Annotated in this window: 15 protein-coding genes; 6 read left to right on the top strand and 9 right to left on the bottom strand. The window is 56.1% G+C overall.

Annotation, left to right across the window (positions count from 1 at the left end):
- Positions 1-164: 164 nt before the first annotated feature.
- The 3 genes from K0H80_RS15485 (at position 165) to K0H80_RS15475 (ending at position 3,337) form a co-directional block, all read left to right on the top strand.
- Entirely contained in the window at positions 165-1,187 is a 1,023-nt protein-coding gene (locus tag K0H80_RS15485) for a M14 family zinc carboxypeptidase (RefSeq protein WP_220072153.1), read from the top strand.
- Entirely contained in the window at positions 1,184-1,972 is a 789-nt protein-coding gene (locus tag K0H80_RS15480) for an alpha/beta fold hydrolase (RefSeq protein ID WP_220072152.1), read from the top strand. Before K0H80_RS15485 ends, K0H80_RS15480 begins: the two co-directional genes overlap by 4 nt.
- A gap of 69 nt (positions 1,973-2,041) precedes the next feature.
- Positions 2,042-3,337: a glycerophosphodiester phosphodiesterase family protein gene (locus tag K0H80_RS15475; protein WP_220072151.1), complete on the top strand. Its 1,296-nt coding sequence runs from the start codon at positions 2,042-2,044 to the stop codon at positions 3,335-3,337.
- Between the two features lie 79 nt (positions 3,338-3,416).
- On the opposite strand, the gene proC is transcribed toward K0H80_RS15475, so the two are convergent.
- The 6 genes from proC to K0H80_RS15445 all read right to left on the bottom strand — a co-directional run bounded on the left by proC (position 3,417) and on the right by K0H80_RS15445 (position 9,841).
- A complete protein-coding gene (gene proC / locus K0H80_RS15470; RefSeq protein ID WP_258406256.1) occupies positions 3,417-4,298 on the bottom strand; it encodes a pyrroline-5-carboxylate reductase in 882 nt (293 codons plus the stop codon).
- Positions 4,299-4,321: 23 nt separating this feature from the next.
- Positions 4,322-5,569: a glutamate-5-semialdehyde dehydrogenase gene (locus tag K0H80_RS15465; RefSeq protein ID WP_220072150.1), complete on the bottom strand. Its 1,248-nt coding sequence runs from the start codon at positions 5,567-5,569 to the stop codon at positions 4,322-4,324.
- A gap of 2 nt (positions 5,570-5,571) precedes the next feature.
- On the bottom strand, positions 5,572-6,672 hold the full coding sequence (gene proB / locus K0H80_RS15460) for a glutamate 5-kinase (RefSeq protein WP_220072149.1): 1,101 nt from the start codon (positions 6,670-6,672) through the stop codon (positions 5,572-5,574).
- 12 nt (positions 6,673-6,684) lie between these two features.
- Positions 6,685-8,181, bottom strand: coding sequence for a sodium/proline symporter PutP (putP, locus tag K0H80_RS15455; RefSeq protein ID WP_220072148.1), 1,497 nt, complete (start codon positions 8,179-8,181; stop codon positions 6,685-6,687).
- A gap of 4 nt (positions 8,182-8,185) precedes the next feature.
- Positions 8,186-8,362 (bottom strand): hypothetical protein, encoded by a 177-nt coding sequence (locus K0H80_RS15450; protein ID WP_186300604.1) that lies wholly within the window; start codon positions 8,360-8,362, stop codon positions 8,186-8,188.
- A gap of 549 nt (positions 8,363-8,911) precedes the next feature.
- Complete coding sequence (locus tag K0H80_RS15445) at positions 8,912-9,841, bottom strand: LysR family transcriptional regulator (RefSeq protein WP_220072147.1); 930 nt, start codon at positions 9,839-9,841, stop codon at positions 8,912-8,914.
- 110 nt (positions 9,842-9,951) lie between these two features.
- Between K0H80_RS15445 and K0H80_RS15440 the strand changes: the two genes are divergently transcribed.
- The 3 genes from K0H80_RS15440 to K0H80_RS15430 all read left to right on the top strand — a co-directional run bounded on the left by K0H80_RS15440 (position 9,952) and on the right by K0H80_RS15430 (position 12,696).
- A complete protein-coding gene (locus K0H80_RS15440; protein ID WP_220072146.1) occupies positions 9,952-11,067 on the top strand; it encodes an NADH:flavin oxidoreductase in 1,116 nt (371 codons plus the stop codon).
- Between the two features lie 21 nt (positions 11,068-11,088).
- On the top strand, positions 11,089-11,700 hold the full coding sequence (locus tag K0H80_RS15435; protein ID WP_220072145.1) for a LysE family translocator: 612 nt from the start codon (positions 11,089-11,091) through the stop codon (positions 11,698-11,700).
- Positions 11,701-11,802: 102 nt separating this feature from the next.
- Entirely contained in the window at positions 11,803-12,696 is an 894-nt protein-coding gene (locus K0H80_RS15430; RefSeq protein WP_144201875.1) for a mechanosensitive ion channel family protein, read from the top strand.
- 6 nt (positions 12,697-12,702) lie between these two features.
- Here K0H80_RS15430 and mgtE read toward each other — a convergent pair whose 3' ends face one another.
- The 3 genes from mgtE to K0H80_RS15415 form a co-directional block, all read right to left on the bottom strand.
- Positions 12,703-14,058: a magnesium transporter gene (gene mgtE, locus K0H80_RS15425; RefSeq protein WP_220072144.1), complete on the bottom strand. Its 1,356-nt coding sequence runs from the start codon at positions 14,056-14,058 to the stop codon at positions 12,703-12,705.
- A gap of 287 nt (positions 14,059-14,345) precedes the next feature.
- Complete coding sequence (locus K0H80_RS15420; protein ID WP_258406119.1) at positions 14,346-15,137, bottom strand: DUF4344 domain-containing metallopeptidase; 792 nt, start codon at positions 15,135-15,137, stop codon at positions 14,346-14,348.
- Positions 15,138-15,164: 27 nt separating this feature from the next.
- Positions 15,165-15,872: an FRG domain-containing protein gene (locus K0H80_RS15415; protein ID WP_220072143.1), complete on the bottom strand. Its 708-nt coding sequence runs from the start codon at positions 15,870-15,872 to the stop codon at positions 15,165-15,167.
- Positions 15,873-15,878: the final 6 nt, after the last annotated feature.

The raw sequence follows: 15,878 nt of genomic DNA, 5'->3' as shown, positions 1-15,878 counted from the left end.
AGCTCTTAAATAAAAGCTCTTAAATAAAAGCGCTTAAATTAAGGTTAGTCTAAATCACTGGCCCTCTCGTTAAAGTGCCCAAATCCAGGTCTGGCGAGTGTCATCTCCCTGTCGCATTGTCAGGCTAAGTTAAGCCCATGGATAAGCAGTGTTAAGCTGGGGCAATGAGCCGATTCTCCTTCGAGCATGCCTTCGAGATAGATACCCTAAAGCGGCTGATCGCCCAGCATCAGGCGCATTTTCGGCATCGTTCACTGCTGGACTTTTATTTCCGTGGCGAGGGGCTGTCGGTGACCGCCATCGAGCTGGGGGCACAAGAAAGCGACGCGCCCTGCGTGCTCTTTGTCGGCGGGGTACATGGGGTCGAGCGTATCGGCGCCCAGGTGGTGCTGGCGTTTCTCGGCAGCCTGCTTAACCGCCTCGATTGGGACACGCACCTGCAGGCGCTGTTAAGAAGAGTAAGGCTGGCCTTCGTCCCCATAGTTAATCCGGCGGGGTTCTTGCGCGGCAGTCGTGGCAACGGTCAGGATGTGGATCTGATGCGCAATGCCCCGATTGAGGCGCAGGAGGGAGTCACCTTCCTGGTGGGGGGGCAGCGCTTCTCCCGTCATCTGCCCTGGTATCGCGGCGAGGCGATGGCGGCGGAAACCAAGGCCTTGATAGACTATGTCACTTCGCTACAGGCGCGCAGCAGCAGCCTGCTGGCGCTGGATGCCCACTCGGGCTTCGGGCTCAAGGATCACCTCTGGTTTCCCCATGCCCACACCCGCGAACCTTTTGCCGGCATAGGCTATGTCTATCAACTGCATAAGCTTTTCGAGAAGGGCTATCCCCACCACGGCCACTATCAGCTGGCGCCCCAGAGCCATTTCTATCGCACCCACGGCGACATCTGGGATTATCTGGTGACTCAGGTTGACGGCAAGACCCCCTTCGTACCGCTAACCTTAGAGATGGGGTCATGGGCTTGGGTACGCAAGAATCCGCGTCAGCTGTTTAACTTTCCCGGCTACTTCAATCCCCAGGCGCCTCACAGACACCACAGGATCTTGCGTCGTCATGTGGTGTTGATGCAGTTTCTGCTCGACGCCGCCTATGGCAGGGTGCTGGAGCGCCTCTCGCCGTCCGAGCTGTCAATGCTCACTGCCGAGGGGCAGCAGCTTTGGTTTAATCGAGGAAAGAGATGACCACCTGGGTAATGCTTAGAGGCTTGATGCGCGACGAACGCCACTGGCAGGGCTTTGTCGAGCGCCTGATTGCTGCCGGCGAGCGGGTGATCACTGTGGATCTGCCCGGTAATGGTCGCCTGGCATCTGAGCAGAGCCCCACGAGTATAGAGGCCTATTGCGACAGCGTCTGGGGCCAGGTACTACCCCATATCAACCCCTTTCGGGGCAAGTCTGTGGTGCTTATTGGCCTCTCCATGGGGGGCATGACGGCGCTGGCGCTGGCCAGTCGCTATCCGGATCGCGTTCGTCAGGTGGTGCTGCTCAATAGCAGCGCCGCTAATCTCTCTCCCTGGTATCGCCGTTTTCGTCTGCTACCCTTGCTGAGGGCGATATTAGGCGGAGTGCGCCTCAAGCTGACCCAGCTGGGCTCGGGTCTTAGCCTGGTGGAGGCGTGCGTGCTGCAATACACCAGCCTGTATCATGGCGACAACCTGGCGCTGATTGCCAACTGGAGCCGCTGGCGCGATGAGCGCCATACCGGCCTCTGCAACGGCGTTCGTCAGCTTATCGCCTGCGCCCGCTTTCAGGCGCCGCCGCTGGCGAGTATTCCCGTGACGGTTATCTGCGCCGCCGAGGATCGTCTGGCCGATCCCCGCTGCAGCCGCGCGCTGGCCAGCTTCTACCATACTCAGGCGCTGGTGTTGCCGAGTTGCGGCCACGATATCAGCCTGGACGCCCCCGAGGCGCTGCAGGCCAGTCTGCAGGCGAACATCATCGATGATGATGGCCAATCGTCACATTAATGTTGTCTAACTGTCATCTGCACTGGCTAGTATCCCTGGCCGACTATGGTTAATTAAGGGAATAATAAAGTGCGAATTCAATCAGCTAATCTAACTGCCTTAGCGGGCATCCTACTGGGAAGCCTCAGCCTGGCGGCTTGTAATAGCAATGATGATGACAACCAGGAACCGAGCAATCCTCTCGTCAAAGTGATGGGAATCGATAAGCAGGTTCCTGCCCAGGTGGGTGTTCGTCCCCTGTTTCTGGTGGATCAGATGGTCGACGGTGAGCTCAAGAGTCAGCTGGAGCAGTGCCGTCAGGGGCCTTTCTATCGCAGCGACTTTGCCATCGGCCATCGCGGCGCGGCCATGCAGTTTCCCGAGCATACGAAAGAGTCTTACCAGGCGGCCATCGACTCGGGCGCCGGCGTGGTGGAGTGTGATGTGACCTTTACCGCCGACAAGGCGCTGGTGTGCCGTCACTCCCAGTGTGACCTGGCCACCACCACCAACATTCTGGCCATCGATGATATCGCCGCCAAGTGTAGCGTGCCCTTCACCCCGGCCGATGCCGTTAACGGCGTGAGCGCCAGTGCCACCTGTTGTACCAGCGACATCACTCTGGCAGATTTCAAGCGCCTCAAGGGCAAGATGGATGGCGCCAACCCTAAGGCCACCAATGTGCAAGAGTATATGGCGGGCACCGAAAGTTGGCGCACGGATCTCTACGCCGGCGAGGGCACCCTGATGACCCACGCCGAGAGCATCGCCATGTTTAAGGCGGCAGGCGTCAAAATGACCCCAGAACTGAAGGCGCCGAGCGTGACCATGCCGTTTGATGGCATGACGCAAGCAGACTATGCCCAGATGATGCTGGATGAGTATCAGGCGGCCGGTGTCTCGCCATCTAGCGTCTATCCTCAGTCGTTCAACCTCGATGACGTGAAATATTGGATTGCCAATACGCCCGAGTTTGGTCAGCAGGCGGTCTACCTGGATGACAGATACGATCTGAGCGACTTCGACCCCCAGGACAGCAGCACCTGGTCACCCGGCATGGATAGCCTGGCAACCGATGGCGTGCAGATCATCGCGCCGCCGCTCTGGGTATTGGTTACGCTGGACGATGAGGGCAAGATAGTGCCATCGGAATATGCCAAGGCGGCTAATGCGGCGGGCCTTAAGATCATCACCTGGACCCTGGAGCGTTCGGGCCTGCTGACCCAGGGCGGCGGCTGGTACTATCAGAGCATCACCGAGGCGATCAAGGATGAAGGTAAGGCCTTCGAGTTGCTGGATGTACTGGCGAAGGATGTTGGGGTGATCGGCGTGTTTAGCGACTGGCCGGCGACCGTGACCTACTACGCCAACTGCATGGCGAAATAGACGCTTCAAGGCGATTAAACAAGAGGCGCGCTCAAATGAGCGCGCCTCTTTGATTTAGCGGTTCAGCAAGAGGCGCGGCTTAGCCGAGCGCCAGCTCCTTGGCCCGGCGGGCGGCGCTGTCCATCGCCCTGGCGACTAAGGCATCGAGATCCCCATGCTGAAAGGCCAGCACCGCCTGCTCTGTGGTGCCCTTAGGGGAGGTGACCTGATGGCGTAGATTAGCGAGTCCCTCCTTGCTGGCCATCGCCATAGAGACGGCGCCCATGGCGCTCTGCAGCACCGCCTTGCTAGCGGTCTTGGCTGGCAGCCCCTGGGCGATGGCGGCCTTCTCCATCGCCTCTAAAAACAGGAAGAAATAGGCGGGCGAACTGCCGGCGGTAGCCACTATGCTGGCCATCTGCTGCTCATCTTCGAGCCAGACGGTATCGCCGACGGCGCGCATCAACTGCTCGGCATCATCGACGGCCTGCCTGTCCAGGTGGCCCGGCACATAGAGGCCGGTGAGTCCCTTGCCTATAGCCGTTGGCAGGTTGGGCATGGCGCAGACCAGCTGAACATTTTGGGGCAGTTTGTCTGAGATGCTGGCATGAGTCAGTCCTGCCGCGATGGAGATCAGCAGTTTTTGCTCGCCCTCTTGGTCGCTACGCTGTTTAGTTAGCCGATGGTTAACTTGCCCAAGCAGGGGGCGTAACTCGTCACACACCAAGGGGACGATAAAGGGTTTCACCGCCAGTATGATGATGTCGGCAAAGGCCGCCGCGGCGCTGTTATCCGAGTGTACCCTGACATTAAAATCCTGCACCAGGCGGCTGCGTGTGCGCTGGCTGGGGGCACAGACCAGGATATGTGCGCTCCTGTGGCCGTGCTTGATCAGGCCGCGAATGATGGCGCTGGCCATGTTGCCGCCGCCGATGAAGGCGATGCGTAACTGGGGATTTAACCCCGGGTCTTGATAAGAGATGTTGGGCCTCCTATGAATGTTTTTTAGGCGCGAATCTGACCGTCGCCATTGACCAGGTATTTCTCCGTGGTGAGGGACTCCAGCCCCATGGGGCCGTAAGCATGCAGCTTAGTGGTGGCTATGCCGATCTCGGCGCCCAGCCCCAGCTCGCCGCCGTCGGAGAAGCGCGACGAGGCGTTGACCATGACCACAGAGGCGTCGACCGTGCGCTGAAAGCGTTTGGCGGTCAGCTCATTTTCGGTGCAGATCACCTCGGTATGACGGCTGCCGAAGCGATGAATATGGGCGACGGCCTGGTCAAAATCCTTCACCTGACGCACGGCGAGTTCAAGGTCCAGATACTCCTGGCCAAACGCCTCATCGCTGATCACCTGGGCCCCATTGAAGTATTGCTGGGTATTGGCGCAGCAGTTGATCTTTACCTGGTGCTTGGCCAGCGCGGTGGCCGCCATGGCGAGAAACTTGGGGGCTATCTCGCTGTGTACCAACAGGCCCTCGAGGGCGTTACACACGCCGGTACGTTGGGTCTTGCCGTTCAGCAGCAGGGCCAGTGCCTTGTCCAGGTCCGCATCCTTATCCACATACAGGTGGCAGACACCCTTAAAGTGCTGAATAACGGGCACCTTGCTGTGTTCGGTTACGAAGTTGATCAGGCCTTCGCCGCCGCGGGGGATGATGACGTCTATGGTCTCACGTTGCTGCATCAGCGCCATCAGCAGGGCGCGGTCTGGGTCTGGCACCACGGCGATTAGCGAGGCCGGCAGGCCATACTGTTTGAGGACTTTCTGCAGCACAGAGGCGATCACCTTGCTGGTGTGCAGCGCCTCCTTGCCGCCTCTTAAGATCACCGCATTGCCCGACTTGAAGCAGAGGGCGCCGGCGTCGGCGGTAACGTTGGGGCGCGCCTCGTAGATCATGCACACCACACCGAGCGGCACCCGCATCTTGCTGATGGCGAGGCCGTTAGGACGGGTACTCAGGTCGCGCTGGACACCGATAGGGTCGGGCAGGGTGGCGATGTTCTCTATTCCCTGGGCCATCGCCTCGATGCGATCTCCGTCCAGGGTGAGTCTGTCTATCATGGCGTGGCTCAGCCCGGCCTGCTCGGCGCTAGCGAGGTCGATAAGGTTAGCGCTGCGGATCTCGAAGCTGTTGTCGCGCAGGCTGCGTGCCATGTCCAGTAAGATGGTGTTCTTGGTTTGGGTGTCGACCTGGGCCAGCGTCTTGGCGGCCTGGGCGGCATCCCTAGATAGGGTTTCAATTATGCTCATATTTACTCCAATATGGCGATGTTCTCATCGCTTAAGATGGGACCGGTTTGCTGCTCGACATCATGGGCAAAGGCACGGTCCGGTTGCTTGGCGATAAAACTCAGTAAGCAACTGCTGTAATTGGCCTGGGCCTTCGCCAGCTTAGTGCCATCGCCTTTGCGCACTAAGATGGTGTCACCGACGGAAAAGTTGCCTTTTACGGCCACTACATCGTCGCTGGTCAGTTGCGTCTCCTGGTCGTCCAGGGGGGCGTCGAAGTTATCTTCGACAATCACTTCACCCTGGGCCTGTGAGGTGTGGGTCATCCAGTGCACATGCTCCTGCATGGGCTGGTCGAACGGGGTAAACAGGGTGCCCGGATTCTGGCCTTTGAGCAGACGGTTGAAGGCATCGGGGTCGAAGCCGTTGATGATCACCGTCTCTATGCCGTGGGCGATCGCCTTCTCTGCCGCCTCTATCTTGGTGCGCATGCCGCCTGTGCCGACCTCGCTGGTGGCGCCGCCGGCCATGGCGTAGACAGACTCGTTGATCTCGTTCACCTGTTTGATCAGCTTGGCATCATCGTGCAGCTGGGGATTCTTGGTGTAGAGCCCGTTAACGTCGGAGCAGATGATCAGGGCGTCGGCATCGGCCGCCGCCGCGACCATGGCCGACAGGTTGTCGTTGTCACCGACACGCAGTGTGTCTGTGGTGACTGCATCGTTCTCGTTGACTATGGGCAGCAGGCCGTGGTCCAGCAGGCTAAACAGGGTGTTCTTGATGCTGATGTAACGCTCGCGATCCCTGAGATCCCCATGGGTAACCAGCAGCTGGGCCGAGGGAAAGTCGAATAACTTGTCCCAGGTGGCCATCATATCGGCCTGGCCCGCGGCGGCCATCGCCTTCTTCTGCGAGACGCTTGGCTGTTTGACATCACCCAGTCGGTGCCAGCCGGCGGCCACCGAGCCGGACGAGACCAGGACGACCTGGACGCCTTGGGCGCGGCAGTTAGCGATAAATTGGGCGATACCCAGCAGATAGTGGCTGCTGCATCCTTGCTTATGGGGCGCGATCAGGGCACTACCCACCTTAACGACGATGCGTTTCCAGTGTATGTTTGCCATGTTTCCCCCGCCTTATCTCTGCTCGGCTAGTTGACGCCCGGCCTCATCGAAGGTCTCTATGGTGTTTTCACAAGGATCGCCATCTAAGGCGCTCACGCCCCAGATCACCAGGCTGCTGGCCATAAAGCCAGGGATCATCTCATAGAGCATGGAACTCAGTGCCTTACCTTCGGGGAGCACAGGGGCATAGATCCAGAAGAGTACGGTGGCGGCACCGGCGACGATACCGGCCACGGCGGCCTTATGGGTCAGGTTCTTCTTGTAGAGGCTAAACAGCACCAGTGGACCGAAGGCGGCGCCGAAGCCGGCCCACGCATTACTCACCAGTGACAGAATGCTGTTGGAGCGATCCAGTGCCAGCAGGCTGGCGACTATGGCCACCCCGGCTACGCCGAAGCGTCCCAGCTTGACCATCTCCTGTTCGCTGGCCTCCTTCTTCGACACCACGCGGTAGATATCTTCGGTCAGCGAGCTGGATGACACCAGTAGCTGAGACGAGATGGTGCTCATGATGGCCGCTAAGATCGCCGCCAGCAGGAAGCCGCTGATCAAGGGGTGGAACAAGAGCTCAGAGAAGACGATAAAGATGGTCTCAGGGTCGCTGAGTTTCATGTCGAACTTGTTGGCATAGGCGATACCCACCAGGCCGGTGGCCAGGGCGCCTATGATGGTGACCGTCATCCAGCTCATGCCGATGTTCTTGGCCGTCTTGATGTCAGACACACTACGGATCGCCATGAAGCGCACTATGATATGGGGCTGACCAAAGTAACCCAGGCCCCAAGAGAGCGCCGAGATCAGTCCCAGCAGGGTGACGTTTTGCATCGCCTCGCCGAAATGAGGGATAGACTCGTAGGCGAAATTCATCATCTTGTCGGCGTTGCTGAACTCCTGGTAGGCCACCACGGGCACTAAGATCAGCGCGACAAACATGATACAGCCCTGGACGAAGTCGGTCAGGCTGACAGCCAGGAAGCCGCCGAGCAGGGTGTAGGAGACGACGACCCCTAGGGTGATCACCAGTCCCAGCTCGTAGTTGACCTCGAAGGCCGACTCGAACAGCTTACCGCCCGCCACCAGGCCTGCCGAGGTGTAGAGGGTAAAGAAGATCACTATGATGGCCGCAGAGATGATGCGTACATTGCAGCTAGGGTCATGAAAGCGCTTGGCGAAAAATTCCGGAATCGTCAGCGCGTTGTTGGCCACCTCGGTATAGACCCTCAGCTTAGGCGCGACGATCAGGTAGTTCACCAGGGCGCCAAGTAACAGGCCTAGTGCGATATAGATGGTCTCGAAGCCCACCAGGAACATGGCACCGGGCAGACCCATCAGCATCCAGCCACTCATGTCGGACGCACCGGCTGAGAGGGCGGTGACCTGAGGGCTCACCTGTCTGCCGCCCAGGATGTAGCCCGACACATCATCGGTCGAGCGGCGGTAGGCAAACAGGCCTATGGCCAACATGGCAAGAAAATAGATAGCGAGGGAGATATAGGTTAAATAATGCATTGAGTTAGTGGCCTCCTAACGCTTTGTTATTTTGAATCCCACCGGGTTTCAACATGACAAAAAGATAGGTACTTAAGATGGCGAAAAGACAGGTGAGTTGCATGGCGTAAGTGGCCTTGCGGCGGGCGGTTTGCCACACCTGTGAGATGAGATTTTCTTCCGTTGCATTGTCTGACGACATAGTGCCCTCCCGAGCGAAGTGAGTGTTCTTATGAAAAATTAATTACACAGCTAATAGTTAGTGTTCAAACTATATTAACACTCAATCGATCTATTTTTCCACCCTGAATCCAGAGATAATGCTTAGTCGTACCTTCATCTAATCCTCTGTAGCCCTTGCGGTTACTGAGGTTGAGGCGTGATAAGTGGACACCGAAATAAAAATATGAAGCGGCAATACACCTAGTGCTGTTGTGGGATTAGTCTTACCTTTGTGCGAAAAACAACCAACGAACAATTATCAGCAGCTTGGCTGGAGCTGCGGTTTGGGACAAATCATGTCCATAGTCGTTGGTCATGTTGATGACTCAATGACGGCTGAGCGAATGGTTAGCACTTACCCTGTGGTGGCCTGGGTTGTTGTCCATGACTGAGGCCGATTGTGTATGCTTCTTGCGCGCTGCCGACCCTGATATAGCTAAGGGAAGTTTAGGCTGGCAGAGTTTAAATATGGGGAGTAGTTTAATTAGCTCTGTAACTATTTTGTCATCTTGATTTCTAGGGATTCTCTCTAGTCGACTTTAGGCTGTGCGTGGGTAAGCTCGGCGATCACGAAGTCGATAAACAGGTTGATCAGCGCCGAGTCTTTTCGCCTATGGCTGTAGAGGGCGTAGAAGTTGGCTGACGCAAGTTGGTAGTCGGGCAGTATGGTCACCAAATCGCCCCTCCGCAGGTCGGCATCGATCAGATATTTTGGCAGCACGGCGATGCCTAATCCAGCCTTGACCGCCTGGTAGATGGCGCTCTTATTGTTAAAAGTGAGTTCGCCGTCCAGTCGCTGTTCAATACTCTGCATGGCACTATGGTTAGTGCGCAGCAGCTTGATGCGATCGAATACCTTGTCCCTGCTGCTGAGGAGGATCATCTTGTGTTCAGCCAGCGCCTCTGGGGTCGGCGGGGCGGCATGTCGACTCAGGTAGTCTTGGCTGGCGCAAAGTATAGACTCATCTTTTGCGATCAGCCGCGCCAGGTAAGGCTCTGTGGTGATCTGTGTGCTGCGAAAGGCGATGTGTAGCTTGTCTCTGTGAAGGTCGCTGTGTTCGTTGGAGAAGCTGGCCTTGATGCGCACATCGGGATGATGACGCTTGAAGGCCAAGATGATGGGGGTCAGTATGCGTTCGCCCCATAGCTTGGGGGCGGTCAGGCGCAGCTCGCCGCTAAGCTGGGTCTTTTGGTGACTCAGGTAGTCGAGCAGTTCGTCGTTGAGCTCGAGGATCTCCTGGGACTTGTGATAGAAGAGTTCGCCGGCGTCCGTGGTGGTTACATGGCGGGTACTGCGCTGCAACAGTCGGGTATCGAGCAGGCTTTCCAGGTATTGAATATCCTTAGAGGCCTTGCTTGGGGTGATCGACAGCTGTGCGGCCGCGGCAGCAAAGGAGCCGCGGTGGACAATGGCGGCAAATAGCTTCATCAGGTAGATGGTATCTAGCTTACTCTTCACAGTTATTATTTCCTATTGGGAAATTTACTCTTGCTAATTTACCTGATTATATCGCCACAAGGAGTCGTGTACAGTAGGCGCCATGAGTTTAATGGTGTGGAATATCTACTATGGTGACGACAAGCTTTACCCATCCCCAGCTGTTTTGCCGCGCAGGTAAGAGCGCGAAAAACAAGACGGTTCTGGCCCCACTGACCCATAACATGAGCGAGGATAATGGTGATCTCAGCAGCGATGAGATGGCCTGGCTTAGCCTGTGTGCCCGGGGCGGGTTCGGCACCCTGATCTTGGCCGCCACCCAGGTTCAGACCGGCGGGCGCTGCTGGCAGGGGCAGCCCGGTCTGATGAGCGATCATCAGCAGGGACAGTTTGCCAAGGTGGCCGCGATGGCCAGGGGGCATGAGGTGCTGACCCTAGTGCAGTTGCATCACGGTGGCGTACGCGCCTCGGTGGAGTTAAATAGCCATGCGCCAATGGGGCCCTCAGCCATCCCACCGGGTGGACGCTATCCGCTCGGGGTACAGGAGATGAGCGGCGAACAGATTGCCGAGCTTAAGGAGGCCTTCGTTCATTCGGCGCTGCGGGCCTTTGAGGCGGGATTGGATGGCATAGAGCTCCACGGCGCCCACAATTTTCTGCTGTGTAATTTTCTCAATCCGACCCTCAACCAGCGTAGCGACGAATGGGGCGGCAGTGTCTATAAGCGTACTAAGTTGCTGCGCGACATCATCGCAGAGATCCGCCGTTGTCTGCCCCGTAACTTTATCGTCGGCGTTCGTCTGTCACCGGAAAGCTATGCCAATGTGCGTGGCATAGCACTGAGCCATCAGATGGAGGTTGCCAATATCCTCGCCGAGCAAGATATCGACTATCTGCACTTCTCCATGGGGGACAGCTTTAAGGCGCCGGATGAAGGCGAGGGGAGTTCCCTACTGGCGAATATTCGTGAAGGCTTTATCGGTGATATTCCTTTGATGGTAGCGGGTAAGATTGCCGATGGCCTCAGTGCCCAACAGGCGTTGCATCTGGGTGCCGACATGGTGGCCGTGGGCAGTGCGGCCTTGGGTAATCCCGACTGGTTCAACCGGGTGTCGACTCGCACTAAGTTGATTAACCCGCCCTTTAGTCGAAAGCGGCTGAATCTTAATGGCTTCAACGCTAAGGGACTTGAATATCTGCTCTCTGTACCCGGGCTGGTTGCGACGCCAGACGACATTCAGGCTTAACTCAAGATAGGGAGAGGCTCTGTGGATTTCTCATGGTTACTGGTCTTTATGTTGACCTTCTTTCTCATGTCGCTCTCACCTGGGATCTGCATGATGCTGGCAATGACGCTCGGAGCTAACATCGGCGTGCGTCGAACCCTGTGGATGATGCTCGGCGTGTTGGTGGGCATCGCCTCGATCGCCACCTTGGCGCTTGTCGGTATCAGCAACTTGCTTAGCCGTCATGAATGGTTGTTGCTGATGGTGAAATACCTAGGGGCTGCCTATCTCATCTATCTCGGGGTAAAGAGCTGGCGATCGCCTTATTGTGCCAGTAAGGTGGAGAGTGCGTCGCAATCATCGCCGGGGGCACTGGCATTGAGTGGCTTCTCCGCCGCGATCTCTAATCCTAAGGCTTGGGCCTTTCTGATGACGCTGCTGCCGCCCTTTATTCGTCCCGAGCAGCCTTTGATGACCCAGGCGCTAGTCTTGCTGACGCTGGTGGTGGTCATAGAGTTTGCCTGTTTGCTGCTCTATGCCTATGGTGGTCGACGGCTCTCGAGCTTCCTCCAGCAGCGCGGCAGGGGCCAGTGGCTCAATCGTCTCTCGGGTTCCATGCTCTTTCTGGTAGCCGTGCTTTGGCTCAGTATTTAACTTAGAGAGCTGCACTGTCCAAGTGATTGACCCCGATGGCTAAATCACGCTTTTCGCCCCGGCTGTTATACTCAATGAACGGCGCAAAGTGAGGGGCGGGGCATGAGCTGGCAGGATATTAAAGAGATCTTATCTTTCGTTCTCTTCACCTACGGAGACTCGGCGATCACCGTCTCCCAGGTGTTACAGGTGCCGCTGCTCCTGCTACTGGCCTGGTTTATCGTGACTCGCATCGGCAAGCTGATCCGCCGCGCCCTGCTGGCCCGTAAGGTGGCCCCGGATGCGGTGCATCTCTTCTCCCGTATCTATCTCATACTGGCGATCGCCATCATCCTGGTGACCAGCCTGGAGATCCTCAATATTCCCATTAAGGCCTTCGCCTTCGTCTCGGGCGCCGTGGCAATCGGTGTCGGTTTCGGCGCGCAGAACATCATCAACAACTTCATCAGCGGCTGGATCTTGATGTGGGAGCGGCCGATCCGTATCGGCGATTTTCTGGAGATAGGCGAGACCAAGGGGGTGGTGGAGAGCATCAATACCCGTTCGACCCTGATCCGCCGCAACGACGGTGTGCATATGCTGGTGCCCAATAGCCAGCTGCTGGAAAATACCGTCACCAACTGGACCCTGATAGACAACATCGCCCGCTCGACCGTGAGGGTGGGGGTTGCCTATGGGTCGGATGTGGAGCGGGTGGCGGATATCATCAAGCAGACCCTGGATGAGCATGAGGAGATCTTGACTACGCCATCCCCGGTCGCCATCTTCGAAGACTTTGGCGATAACGCACTCATCTTCGATGGCATCTTCTGGGTGTGTGCCAACACAGAGGCGGACATTCGCCGGATCCGTAGCGATATCCGTTTTCGCATCTACAAGCTGTTTACCCAGGCCGGCATAGTGATCGCCTTTCCTCAGCGGGATCTGCATCTGGATGGCGAGCTTAAGATAGTCAAGGCGCCGCGAGGAAACTCTGAGGATAAAGCCGCTGAATAATCAGCTTTAAAGAATGAACAGGGTCGCCAATCCTAAGAAGGCGAAGAAGCCCACCACATCTGTGACTGTGGTCAGCACCACGCCGCCCGCCAGCGCCGGATCTATGCCTATCTTCTTCAGCAGCACAGGGATGCTGGCGCCCGCCAACACGCCGGTGATCAGCACTATCACCATGGCGAGACCAAACACCAGCCCCAGCTGCCAGTCGCCAAACCACTTGAGGGCGATGAAGGCGACCAAGGAAGCCCACAGCAGGGCATTGAGCGCGCCGATACCAAACTCATGGCCAATCAACTTGATGATGTTATTACGATTGATCTGATCCAGTGCCAGGCCTCGGGTCACCATGGTGAGGGTCTGGCTGCCGGCGACGCCGCCCATGCTGGCCACCACGGGCATGAGCACGGCGAGGGCAACCACCTTCTCGATAGCCGCCTCGAACAGGCCGATCACCCAGGCCGCCAGAAAGGCGGTGAGCAGGTTGATGCCGAGCCAGAGTGCCCGGCGGCTGGCACTGCGCACTATGGGGGCAAACAGGTCTGGGTGATTGTTCAGACCCGCCTGGGAATAGAGGGCCTTGTCGGCCTCGTCCTGGATCACGTCGATCACATCATCCACTGTGATGCGGCCAATCAACTTATGCTCAGCGTCCACCACGGGAGCCGACAGCAGATCTTTGTCTTTAAAGACTTGTGCTACCTTGCTGGCGGACATCTCTGGGGTAAAGCTGGTGATCTCTGTGGACATCAGCTCGCTTATGCTGGTGTCCATCTCGCTGGAAACCAGCAGGCTCAGGGGGATGATGCCGACCAGGGTGTTGTTTCTGTCGACCACCATCAGGCTGTCCAGATGTTCCGGCAGCTGGCCTTCGCGCTGACGCAATCGGCGCAGATAGCGCAGCGCGGCTTTTATTGAGACATCGGCGCGCAGGGCGCTGATATCCACATCCATCAGGCCGCCGGCGCTCTGGTCGGGGTAGTCTCTGACTAGCTCGTATCTCTGCCTGCGCTGGGAGTCCATCGCCTGCACCATGGCCGAGACCACAGGCATGGGCAGGTCGGCGTCGATATCCGCCAGCTCATCCATCTGCATCTGGCTAAGACCGGCGATCAGTTTGGCTTCATCCGTATGTTGAATGAGCGCCCGGCGCTGGGGCTGTGGCAGGGCCAGGAGCACCTTGGCGCAGCGCTTGGGGGCAACCTGGGCCCAGACGCTTAGCCGCTCCTTTGGTGGCAGGGACTCCAGCAGCCTGGCGATTTCGGCGCTGGCTATCTCGGCTAAGATTGTCGCGATGGCGGTGTTATCGCCTGTGAGCAAGGCGGCATCTATCTTGTCTGCAAGCTGCTGAAATTTGTCGGTCATTCGATATCCTTTACTGCCTGGGTTGCACGACTCGGCCTGTCCGTTGTGAGTTGGACTCTTATCTTTCAAGTGACGGAAGGAATAAGCCAAGCTTAGTATACGCTAACGAATTTAGAGCCTTAGTGACAGCTTTGCTTCTTAAGCTGTTAGCTAAAGTGATTAGTCGATGACGTAAGATAGGGGAGCAGGCAAGTTGGATGATTTATATAATCCATCCCTTAAAGCGCCGGCAGCTCACCCGACCAGGCGCGTTTTGCCTAGGTGATGTTTAGGGGCGCTCACCACCTTTACTGGCTGAGCTTTTCCGTTTCGTTAGCCTTGATGTAAGGCTCTAATAACATGAGCCAGCTGCGTGAGATGGCGGCATATTCTTCGATGCACAGCTCGGCCCTCTCTTCCCCTAGTAGCCCCTCTTTAACTATGGTTGCATACTTGTTGGGGGCGCTGCCGTAGACGTGACATAGGGTCGTAAAATAGCGTTGATCGTCTAGGCTGTGCTCGTCCCAAAAGTCTTCATCTTCAAGGACCTCTCTGTCGTCACTCTCTATATCAAACAGATCCGCGGCGCTTAACGCAATCTCCTGACCATCATCGAAAAACTCGACGAGAAGCGTCGTGGCGAGGGCATCGGCGGCATCTTCCTCTTTTCCGAGAACTGGCAGCTGATACATGTCGATGAGGGCGTGGGCAAACTCGTGAAACAGGGTGTGCAGCAAGGCATCATCGGTCGCCTGCTCAGGCGTCACGCCAGTCTTATCATAGTTAGCCTGTTTGAATCTGTGCCTGACCTCGTTAACGAAAGCATAGGGGATCATTATGCTGCCGCTCTCGCCATCAAACAGCGGGCCATCATCGCCGCCAAAGGCAACCACAAGGGGCTCTGCGAGTTTGAAGTGGTCATTGATAAAGCTAACGCCCGTGTCTATGACACCCGATGCGATAAGCTCCTCTCTTACCGCCTTATCTGCCACGTCGCTAGGATTGCCATACTCGAGGCGCACACCAACCTCAGCACTGGCCGACGAAGCCATTACGATCACCCCCGCAACAGCAAGCGATATAGATTTTACGATACTCAATATTTTTCCTTACTCGCTTGTAATTTTTTATGCGCTAAATTCGCTCAATATTTGTTTTGCTATACCATCTAGTCCGGGGAACATTGTTTGATGATTAATTCCAAGTCGACTCAACTGTTTTCGAAGTTTTGGTTTACTATCTTTTGGAATAATGATTGTCTCACCCCAATAAACCTCAGTAGAAACATAGCTATTAGGATCACTTAGACTGGCCATAGGGACCAATTTTTTAGGGTAAGGGAAAACTGTAAAACATCCACTTTGTGCGACTATTCTTGGATTTAGGTGTCTAGGATAAAAGGCAATTAGATGTGGAATACTATCTATATCATCTGAATCTGAGTGCCAACTCTTCGGCACTATGGTGTGTACAGCTCCATCAAAACCGTCATTGTCAGTTTCACAAAGAGAAAAATATAAAGCAACTAATGGGTTTGTTGTCCAATCCAATAATGGAGTCGGCAAGCCATGATGTTGAGCATGGATAAGCCATTCTATTTTAGAAGATGGAACAAAATTCATGTAAGGCGTTGATTGAGTTTTGAATCGTGAAAGAAGAGATTTCTCAAGACTTTCCCAGTCTTTATAAAGAGTATTATGATTTTCTAATTTGTCATGCAGTCGTCCAATACTGGGAATTAAATCCCAACCTTTATTGGCTTGCCCTCTATAAATAGTATGCTCAGATGTTTTCTCTAAGGCATTTATATAGTCTGATATATTCTCGATAATCATTATTGT

Source organism: Shewanella aegiceratis, assembly GCF_019457495.1.
Classification (GTDB): domain Bacteria; phylum Pseudomonadota; class Gammaproteobacteria; order Enterobacterales; family Shewanellaceae; genus Shewanella; species Shewanella loihica.
Note: the sequence above shows the minus strand (reverse complement) of the source record. Positions and strands in the feature narration are given on the sequence as shown.

What these genes read in the sequence shown, in the direction of transcription:
- K0H80_RS15485 (WP_220072153.1), top strand. Translation starts at nt 165, where the DNA reads ATGAGCCGATTCTCCTTCGAGCATGCCTTCGAGATAGATACCCTAAAG.
- K0H80_RS15480 (WP_220072152.1), top strand. Translation starts at nt 1,184, where the DNA reads ATGACCACCTGGGTAATGCTTAGAGGCTTGATGCGCGACGAACGCCAC.
- K0H80_RS15465 (WP_220072150.1), bottom strand. Translation starts at nt 5,569, where the DNA reads ATGAGCATAATTGAAACCCTATCTAGGGATGCCGCCCAGGCCGCCAAG.
- proB (WP_220072149.1), bottom strand. Translation starts at nt 6,672, where the DNA reads ATGGCAAACATACACTGGAAACGCATCGTCGTTAAGGTGGGTAGTGCC.
- putP (WP_220072148.1), bottom strand. Translation starts at nt 8,181, where the DNA reads ATGCATTATTTAACCTATATCTCCCTCGCTATCTATTTTCTTGCCATG.
- K0H80_RS15450 (WP_186300604.1), bottom strand. Translation starts at nt 8,362, where the DNA reads ATGTCGTCAGACAATGCAACGGAAGAAAATCTCATCTCACAGGTGTGG.
- K0H80_RS15440 (WP_220072146.1), top strand. Translation starts at nt 9,952, where the DNA reads ATGGTGACGACAAGCTTTACCCATCCCCAGCTGTTTTGCCGCGCAGGT.
- K0H80_RS15430 (WP_144201875.1), top strand. Translation starts at nt 11,803, where the DNA reads ATGAGCTGGCAGGATATTAAAGAGATCTTATCTTTCGTTCTCTTCACC.
- mgtE (WP_220072144.1), bottom strand. Translation starts at nt 14,058, where the DNA reads ATGACCGACAAATTTCAGCAGCTTGCAGACAAGATAGATGCCGCCTTG.
- K0H80_RS15415 (WP_220072143.1), bottom strand. Translation starts at nt 15,872, where the DNA reads ATGATTATCGAGAATATATCAGACTATATAAATGCCTTAGAGAAAACA.